Origin of the sequence: Candidatus Protofrankia californiensis (assembly GCF_900634765.1) — a bacterium.
Lineage (GTDB): Bacteria > Actinomycetota > Actinomycetes > Frankiales > Frankiaceae > Protofrankia > Protofrankia californiensis.
On sequence record NZ_CAAAFT010000252.1, the window covers coordinates 4,883 to 13,580 of the forward strand.

Here is an 8,698-nt window from a genome sequence, read left to right on the forward strand (position 1 = left end):
GCCACAGGATCGGCGCCAGCAACACGAAGATCAGACTGGCGGCGTTGCTGCTGCCGACCAGGGCGACGGTGATGCCGAACGCCGCCGGCCAGCGCCAGCCGTTCAGCCGCCAGCCGGCAAGCCCCCCCACCGCCTCGCGCAGGCCCCGGATCGTGATCCCCAGCAGCCAGCCCAGACCCGTGTACGGCAGCAGGATCGCCGACATCCGCGCCTCATATTCCAGGACGTACGGGGTCAGCATGTAGCCCGCGGCGGCGACGAAGGCGAACCGGTCCGGCCAGCGGAACGACCGCATGCAGAACAGCACGCCCGCACCGGCCATGAACAGCACCGAGCCGGTCCACAGCCGCTGGGCGACCCAGGTGGGTAGGCCCAGCAGGTCCAGGAGCCAGAAGAAGGCACCCTGCGGGAGCAGGAAGCCGATGTTCTGATGGGTGACCACGCCCATCCCGATGCCGGGATCCCACATGATCCCGGCCCGTCCGATCAGCTCCTGCGGTTCCAGGTAGAGGTAGGCCTTGGTGTCGACGCCGACCCGACCGGGCGCGGTGAACAGCAGCGGGACGTAGCTGATCGCGGCCAGCAGCAACGGAGGCCACGACGGCAGCCACCGCAGGCCGCGACCCGGTGATCCGGCGGGGGTGGATGGCCGGCCGGCGATCCGGCGGCCGAGACCACGCCGCGGGCGTGCTGATGGTGCGGTCAGGGTCACCGTCTAACCCAATCATCCTGGTTCGGTCCACGGCCGGCGGGTGCCGCCGGGAGGGGACGGCCGCTTGCTGGCCTTGCCGGGCGTTTCTACCGGCGCGGTGCTTGCGGGCCGCGTCCGGTGCATCTTAGGGATCTCCGCGGCGGTGGCGCGGCGAGCGTGCGGGGGTGGAACGCCACATGTTGTGTTGGTCACGGTGCATCCTGGCCCTGGGGCCGCCCGCTCCTGGCACCGCTGCCAGTCCTGGTCGTCCCGGTACCGGTCCTGCTGGCGCGGTGCGACGGGCCGTGGCCAGGACCAGCAACCCGGTGGCGGCCGCCAGCATCGTATGCACAGCGAGCTCTATGCGAGCGGTGACGACAGCATCACCCTGCGCCCACCAGACACCCGGGACGGCAAGCGCGGCGGCGGCCGCCAGCACGGTGAGGACCCGGCGTTCCCCCAGGGCGAGCAGGTAGTGGGTGAACAGGACGGTCGCCCCCAGACAGGTCATCGCGCCGGCCAGGGGAGCGAGCGCGGGTGCGCAGCCGGACAGACGCGGGCCGAACGCGAGGGTGAGGCCCGCCTTCGGCGCCACCAGCGCGACCGCGACGAGCACGGCGGCCGGTACCGCGAGCATCGCCAGCGTCCCGCCGAGCTGATGCAGGGCGTGCTCACCGCGGTGACGGCGGGTAGCGGTCTCGGGGAGCAGGAACCCGCCCAGGGCGACCGCGGCGAAGACCAGTGCCTTGCAGGCGACGGACACCGCCGCGTACGGGCCGGCTTCGGTGGAACGGTGCGCTCCGAGCGCGAGGACGTCGATGTTCTGCAGCAGGCCGAGGAGGACGAGTGCGGCCAGTGCGGCGCCGACCTCGACGGTCAGGCGATTCGCCGGCACGGTGGAGACGGTGCGCACGACGCCGGGTCGGGCCCGCGGTGGTGGGCCGGCCGGTCGCGGGTCGATGACGGCCGGGTCGGGTTCCCCGCGCAGGCGGGCGGCGCGCAGGCGGGCGGCGCGCAGGCCGCCGGCGCGGGAGTGGCCGGCGCGGGAGCGGCTGCCATGTAGGCGGCCGGTGCGGGGCCGCAGAACCCGGCGCGAGTGGGCAAGCCCCACGAGCACGCCGAGCAGGATAGCCAGTGACGCGCCGGCCGGGCCGAGGCCGGCAAGCACCAGCACGACCGCGAGGCCGCTGCGGGCCAGGCCCTCGAGCAGAAGGTTGACCGCCAGCGTCCGATGTCTGAGGGCGGACTGCAGCAGCCCGCGGTCGACGCAGAGCAGGCACCATGCCGCTCCCGCGGTGAGCATCTCCGCCACGCCGCCGGGGCCCGGCAGGGACAGCGCGGAGGCGATCGTGTTTCGCAGGGCAAGGCCCAGGACGCCCGCTGACAGCGTCAGCACGACCCCGGCGCGGCGCACCCGGGTGACCCATCCCTCGATCAGGGCGGTCCGGCCGTCCTGCTGCCAGTTTGTGATCTTGCGGACGACCCCGACGAGCAGCGCGCTGCCCGGCATGGACACCACGAAGAACAGCGCCAGAAGCTGGGCCAGCGCACCGTAGGCCACCGGCGGGAGATGACGGGCGAGAACGAGCGTGACCAGCAGGTTCGCGGTGTTGGCGACGATTGCGGCCGCGGCCAGCGGGGAGGCTGCCCGCACCGCTGCCGCGGTCGTCCGGTGTGCCGGCGCCCACCTTGCAACCGGATCGAGTCCGTGCCCGTCGCCGTCCGCCGCAAGGCGGTCTGCCGCAACGCTGTCCGTTGCAACGCTGTCGGCCGCAGCCGGGAGGACGTCCGTCGTGCTCGGACGGACCGCTGTCCCGTCACCACCCCCTGGCGCCACGGGAGTAATTTTCCCACCACCGGATGTGACATTCCCGCATCGGGAAATCAGTGGCCGGCCCCGCCGGACTCCGGATATCGCCCCCCTGACCGCTTCCGTCGGTGGGTGTCAGGCAGATCCGGCCGGCTTGTCGGTCACGAAGATCGCGGTGGACGGGAAGAAGCGGCCCCGCACCGGTCCCCACTGGCCCCAGATCCGGTCATGACCGGCCGGCCATTCCGGCTCGACCAGGTCCAGCAGGCGCAGATCGGCTGCCACGAGCTCCCGGACCCGGTCACCGAGTGTCCGGTGCGTTTCGGCGTAGGTCGTCCGGCCGGCCCAGTCCCGTTCCACGTAGGCCCGCCGGTCGAAGTAGCTGCGCACGACCGTCAGGCCCTCCTTACCCGGGTGGTCGGGAAACGACCAGATCATCGGGTGTGTCGTGGAGAAGACCCAGCGGCCGCCGGGACGCAGCACCCGGGCAACCTCGCGCATGACCGCGGCGCTGTCCGCGACGAACGGGATCGCGCCAAAGGCCGAGCAGGCCGTGTCCACGCTCGCGTCGGCCAGTGGCAGCCGGGTCGCGTCGGCCTGCACCAGGGTGACCGCGACGCCGGTGGAGGACGACAGCGTGCGGGCGTGCCGCAGCTGACCGGCGGACAGGTCCAGCGCCACCACCTCGGCGCCGCGGGTGACCAGCCAGCGGGCACACTGTGCGCCGCCGCAGCCGATCTCCAGGACGGTGCGGCCGCGGACCTCGCCGAGCAGCCCGGCGTCGGCCTCCCGCAGCCCCTCCGGGCACCATAGGAAGTCGGCGTCACCGAGGAAGGTGCCGTGCTCGGCCTGATAGTCGTCGGCGGTGGCGTCCCAGTAGCCGCGGTTGGCCCACCGAGCGTTGTCGTCGTCGACGTCGACGTAGCCGAACTCCGCCGGGTGGTAACGGCCCGCCGGGTACTGCGGCGCGACCGGGCGGGGGGCTGCTGAGCCGGGGTGCTCTGTTCCGTTCACAGCATCGATCCTCGCAGCGTCTGGTGATCCTCGGGATGGGGACGGTGGACAGCTCGAGATGGGGGTGGTGGACAGCCCGGCGCCGGGCGGTTTCTCAGCGGGGCTCGCCCACGGTCCGGGGCGAGGGTCCGGTCCCGGACCGGCTTGCGGTCCTGTGATCCTGTGATCCTGGACGAGGTTACGGACCCATGACGTTGACCACCTTGGACACCGGTCCCTAGACTTGGGTCTGGCACGAGAGTCTGTGGATCTCAGACGTAGCAGATCCGCTCGAGCGTCGTTTGCGGTACCGACAGTGTTCGTTTTGCGCGCTCCCTGTCCCTCCGTCCCGGCGGTTCGATCCGGCCCTCGCGCATACGACGAATCCCGTAGTCCGGAGCCGACCCCTTGACGAGCACCACCGACGTACGACCCGTGGAGACCGTGACCACACCGCCCACCCCGACCACCCCGCAGGTCGCGGTCAACGACATCGGCTCGGCTGAGGACTTCCTCGCCGCCGTCGACAAAACGATCAAATTTTTCAACGACGGTGACATCGTCGACGGAACCATCGTCAAGGTGGACCGTGACGAGGTGCTTCTCGACATCGGCTACAAGACCGAAGGCGTGATCCCGTCGCGGGAGCTTTCGATCAAGCATGATGTCGACCCGCACGAGGTCGTGACTGTCGGTGATCATGTCGAGGCTCTTGTTCTCCAGAAGGAGGACAAGGAAGGCCGGCTCATCCTGTCGAAGAAGCGCGCCCAGTACGAGCGCGCCTGGGGCACGATCGAGAAGCTCAAGGAAGAGGACGGCGTCGTCAACGGCACCGTCATCGAGGTCGTCAAGGGTGGTCTCATCCTCGACATCGGGCTGCGGGGCTTCCTGCCCGCCTCCCTGGTGGAGATGCGCCGTGTCCGCGACCTGCAGCCCTATGTCGGCCGTGAGCTCGAAGCCAAGATCATAGAGCTGGACAAGAACCGGAACAACGTGGTCCTGTCCCGTCGCGCGTGGCTGGAGCAGACCCAGAGCGAGGTCCGGTCGGAGTTCCTCGCCCAGCTCGCCAAGGGTCAGATCCGCAAGGGCGTCGTCAGCTCCATCGTCAACTTCGGCGCGTTCGTCGATCTCGGCGGTGTCGACGGTCTGGTACACGTCTCCGAGCTGTCCTGGAAGCACATCGACCACCCGTCCGAGGTCGTCGAGGTGGGCCAGGAGGTCACCGTCGAGGTCCTCGACGTCGACCTGGAGCGGGAGCGGGTGTCGCTGTCGCTGAAGGCCACCCAGGAAGACCCGTGGCGCCAGTTCGCCCGTACCCACGCCATCGGCCAGGTTGTCCCGGGCCGGGTCACCAAGCTCGTACCGTTCGGCGCGTTCGTCCGGGTGGACGAGGGTATCGAGGGTCTGGTGCACATCTCCGAGCTGGCCGAGCGTCACGTGGAGATCCCCGAGCAGGTTGTCAACGTCGGGGAAGAGATTCTGGTCAAGGTCATCGACATCGACCTGGACCGTCGCCGGATCAGCCTGTCCCTCAAGCAGGCCAACGACACCAGTGCTCTGGTCGCCGAGGGTGAGGCGTTCGACCCGTCCCAGTACGGGATGGAGGCCAAGTACGACGAGCAGGGCAACTACGTCTACCCCGAGGGTTTCGACCCGGAGACGGGGGAGTGGCTGCCCGGCTTCGAAGAGCAGCAGGCCGAGTGGGAGCGGCAGTACGCCGAGGCCCAGCAGCGGTACGAGGCGCACCAGGCGCAGATCCGTGCCGCCCAGGAGGCCGAGGCCGCTGCGGTCGCGCCGTCGTCCTACACCTCCGCCGAGCCGGAGCAGCCCGCGTCCGCGATCGACGAGGACGCGTTGCGCAGGCTCCGCGAACAGTTCGGCCGGGAGTAGTACAGCGGATCATCCAGTGATGTGCGTGTGGGCCTGTGGGAAATTTCCCACAGGCCCACACGCATGATCGATGGACATCACTCCGGCCTCATGGGCCGAGACGGAAGGGTGGGTAGGAGTCGGTACTGAGGACGAACGCGTACGCGATCACCCGGTTCGACCAGCGCAGCACCCCCACGACATAGTCGAACAGAACCTGTGGCAGGCGTCCGGTGGCGAGGACGGCGAACCAGCCGACAACCACCGCGACGACCACGCCGATGTCCAGGAAGATCAGAACAACGTAGTGCGGGATCGCCAGGAACCATTTGACCAGTGGCAGCCAGCGGTTGAGCCGGGATGCGTCCGGATAAGGAATACGGAGGTGGACGGCCTGCTCGGCGTCGGTGGCGGGGTAGTCGTCCCGCAGCAGGAGCAGGTAGGCCGCCACCCGGTTCTCGAAACGGAGCAGGTTCAGATTCCAGTCGAACCACCAGCGGGGGTACTTCTGCCGGAACAGGATCATCAGGAGCGGGCCGAGGAACAGCAGACCGCCGGCGGCCCCCGCACCTCCCGCACCTCCCCAGGAGGGATAGGCGCCACTGACGGTCATGAATACCACGGCGATGGGCAGTACCGTGAAAATGCGAAAGAACACCGTCACCCGGTTACGGGGGTCCGCCGGATAGTCCACGGTGAATACGATCGGGTACTCGCCGGTGTACGTCTCGTCCCCAGGGACTGTCATGACTCGTTGTTCCCGTTACTTGCATTGCTGTCCCGGCGCCGGGAAGCCGTCGCCTGCTCCCCGGCCGGGACGCCGGGATGCATACACCGGAGCCTGCTCCTCGCGGCTTCAGGCATTACCGGACCTTCAGGCATTACAAAACCGTAGTCGCGGTCGCGGTACGACGTCCAGCCGATGACACGCGTTCTGTGTTGGCTCTGCGGGCCGCTCCGGCGATTCACCTGGTGAGGGTGATGAGGCGGGCGCCGTCGCTGCGCATGGTGGATGGAGCGGTTGTCGCGCTTCATCGGCCGCATGTACGCCAGGCTGGGTCCGGGCAACGCCGAACGGGCCGCGGCGACCGAGGGCTCCCTGACCGAGGGAATCCCGGGCGAAGGGGTCCCGACCGAGGGGGTCATCGTGGACACCGACTATTCGTATCCGCTGCTCAGCGTGTTCTGGACGTTGTTGTGGTTCTTCCTTTTCATGCTGTGGTTCTACCTGTTGTTCGCGGTTGTGTCCGATATCCTGCTGAGTCACGACCTGTCCGGCTGGGGTAAGGCTGCCTGGATCGTCGTCGCCATCCTGTTTCCGTTCTTCGGTATCCTCGCCTATCTGGTCGTGCGGGGCGGTGGTATGCACGAACGGGCGGTGGAGCGGGCGGCCCGGCAGGATCAGGCGTTGCGGGATCAGGCGTTGCGAAACTACGTCCCCACGAATACCGGAACGGTGAGCAGTCCCGCGGACGAGCTCGGCAGGCTTGCCGAGTTGCGGGACCGCGGCGCCATTTCGGACGAGGAATACCAGCGGCTGAAGGACAGGGTCCTCGCCTGACGCGACGAAGCCCATGTGATGAAGCCGGATGTGACGAAGCCCGATGTGACGACGCGGCCCGATGCGGATGAGGGGATGAAGGAGAGGAGCGTCGCCGTCTCGGCTCGGGTTGAGGCCCGGACGGGATGCGAGCTGTGTGACCGACGGTGACCTCGACGGTGTCGCGGCTGGGTTGCCCCGGCCGGCTGTGGGGGAGTGGCTGCGGGGAAGGGACAGCGATACGGCAGACTCGGTCATGTGCTGCGGGTAGGGCTGACCGGTGGGATCGGTGCGGGCAAGAGCGCGGTGGCGCGGCTGTTGGCCGATCACGGCGCCTTGGTGATCGATGCGGACGAACTCGCCCGCGAAGTGGTCGCTCCCGGGACGCCGGGGCTGCAGGCCGTGGTCGAGGAGTTCGGTTCGCATCTGCTAGGTGCCGACGGCGCACTTGACCGGGCGGCCCTCGGCGCGGTCGTGTTCGCCGACCCGGACGCCCGCCGACGCCTGGAGGCGATCACGCATCCGCTGGTCGGTGCACAGGCGGCCCGCCGTATGGCGGACGCTCCCGCGGACGCCGTGGTCGTGTACGACGTGCCGTTGCTCGTCGAGGCCGGTCTTGCCGGCGCATACGACGTGGTCGTCGTGGTGGAGGCGCCACGGGAGCTCCGCCTGGCCCGACTGGCCGACCGGGGCCTCCCGCGGGAGCAGGCGCAGGCGCGGATGGCCAACCAGGCGAGCGACTCCGCCCGCCGGGCGGTCGCGGACATCCTCGTGGACAACGGTGGCAGCCTGCAGGACCTTCGCGCCAGGGTGGACGAGGTGTGGGCGCGTCTGCTCGAGGCCCACGGGTAGACCGCCGCAACGCCCCGCCGGCCAGACCGGATGGAAACGGGCGGACTGGACGGGCCGGATGACCGGGTGGGAACGGGCGGGCCGGGTGAGAAATTGTCGGACGTCTGTGGTGTTGTAGGGAACGTGAGTTCCACGACTGATCGTCCTACCGGTGTCGACCGCCCCACCAGCGGTATTGTGCGTTCGACCGCACCGTTTCAGGTCGTCTCCGACTTCGAGCCCTCCGGTGACCAGCCAGCGGCGATCGCGGACCTCGCCCGCCGGATCCGCGCCGGCGAGAAGGACGTCGTCCTGCTGGGCGCGACCGGTACCGGCAAGTCGGCCACCACCGCGTGGCTGGTGGAACAGGTGCAGCGACCGACGCTGGTGATGGCGCCGAACAAGACCCTCGCCGCGCAGCTGGCCAACGAGTTCCGGGAGCTGCTGCCGCACAACACCGTCGAGTACTTCGTCTCGTACTACGACTACTACCAGCCAGAGGCGTACATCGCCCAGACCGACACCTACATAGAGAAGGACTCCTCGATCAACGAGGAGGTCGAGCGGCTGCGCCACTCGGCCACGATGAGCCTGCTTACCCGCCGGGACGTGGTGGTCGTGGCGAGCGTGAGCTGCATCTACGGCCTGGGCACCCCCCAGGAGTACATCGAGCGCATGGTCCGGCTGCGGGTCGGGGAGGAGATCGACCGCGACAGACTGCTGCGTCGGTTCGTCGACGTCCAGTACGCCCGCAACGACATCGCCTTCACCCGGGGGACGTTCCGGGTCCGTGGTGACACCGTCGAGGTGTTCCCCGTCTACGAGGAACTCGCCGTCCGGATCGAGATGTTCGGTGACGAGATCGAACGGCTGACCTACCTGCATCCGCTCACCGGCGAGATCGTCCGTGACGCGAGCGAGGTGTCCGTTTTTCCCGCCACCCACTACGTGGCCGGTCCGGAAC

8 protein-coding genes are annotated in these 8,698 nt (G+C 69.0%); 4 read left to right on the forward strand and 4 right to left on the reverse strand.

The features are described 5' to 3' along the window. The 3 genes from DD1DGNOD_RS13580 to DD1DGNOD_RS13595 form a co-directional block, all read right to left on the reverse strand. Positions 1-712, reverse strand: a 712-nt coding sequence (locus DD1DGNOD_RS13580; RefSeq protein ID WP_131770301.1) for an alpha-(1->3)-arabinofuranosyltransferase domain-containing protein, incomplete at its 3' end; no start/stop codon positions are given. A gap of 124 nt (positions 713-836) precedes the next feature. Then, complete coding sequence (locus tag DD1DGNOD_RS26980) at positions 837-2,528, reverse strand: hypothetical protein (protein WP_165036683.1); 1,692 nt, start codon at positions 2,526-2,528, stop codon at positions 837-839. A 108-nt stretch (positions 2,529-2,636) separates the two neighbouring features. Further along, positions 2,637-3,515 (reverse strand): class I SAM-dependent methyltransferase, encoded by an 879-nt coding sequence (locus tag DD1DGNOD_RS13595; RefSeq protein ID WP_131770297.1) that lies wholly within the window; start codon positions 3,513-3,515, stop codon positions 2,637-2,639. 387 nt (positions 3,516-3,902) lie between these two features. Here DD1DGNOD_RS13595 and rpsA point away from each other — a divergent pair, with 387 nt between their 5' ends. Then, positions 3,903-5,384 (forward strand): 30S ribosomal protein S1, encoded by a 1,482-nt coding sequence (gene rpsA, locus DD1DGNOD_RS13600; RefSeq protein WP_131770298.1) that lies wholly within the window; start codon positions 3,903-3,905, stop codon positions 5,382-5,384. Between the two features lie 88 nt (positions 5,385-5,472). On the opposite strand, the gene DD1DGNOD_RS13605 is transcribed toward rpsA, so the two are convergent. After that, a complete protein-coding gene (locus DD1DGNOD_RS13605) occupies positions 5,473-6,111 on the reverse strand; it encodes a DUF4389 domain-containing protein (RefSeq protein ID WP_131770299.1) in 639 nt (212 codons plus the stop codon). A 264-nt stretch (positions 6,112-6,375) separates the two neighbouring features. Here DD1DGNOD_RS13605 and DD1DGNOD_RS30850 point away from each other — a divergent pair, with 264 nt between their 5' ends. From DD1DGNOD_RS30850 to DD1DGNOD_RS29410, 3 genes are all read left to right on the forward strand, one after another. Continuing rightward, positions 6,376-6,924 carry an SHOCT domain-containing protein gene (locus tag DD1DGNOD_RS30850; RefSeq protein WP_346434318.1) on the forward strand — a complete coding sequence of 183 codons (549 nt, stop codon included), beginning with the start codon at positions 6,376-6,378 and terminating at the stop codon, positions 6,922-6,924. A gap of 237 nt (positions 6,925-7,161) precedes the next feature. After that, complete coding sequence (coaE, locus tag DD1DGNOD_RS13615) at positions 7,162-7,755, forward strand: dephospho-CoA kinase (RefSeq protein ID WP_131766773.1); 594 nt, start codon at positions 7,162-7,164, stop codon at positions 7,753-7,755. Between the two features lie 123 nt (positions 7,756-7,878). Further along, the coding region (locus DD1DGNOD_RS29410; protein ID WP_241255700.1) for a DEAD/DEAH box helicase family protein at positions 7,879-8,698 on the forward strand (820 nt) is incomplete at its 3' end.

Excerpts from the sequence above, each read along its gene's own strand:
- DD1DGNOD_RS30850 (WP_346434318.1), top strand. The coding sequence starts at position 6,376 with ATGGAGCGGTTGTCGCGCTTCATCGGCCGCATGTACGCCAGGCTGGGT.
- DD1DGNOD_RS13605 (WP_131770299.1), bottom strand. The coding sequence starts at position 6,111 with ATGACAGTCCCTGGGGACGAGACGTACACCGGCGAGTACCCGATCGTA.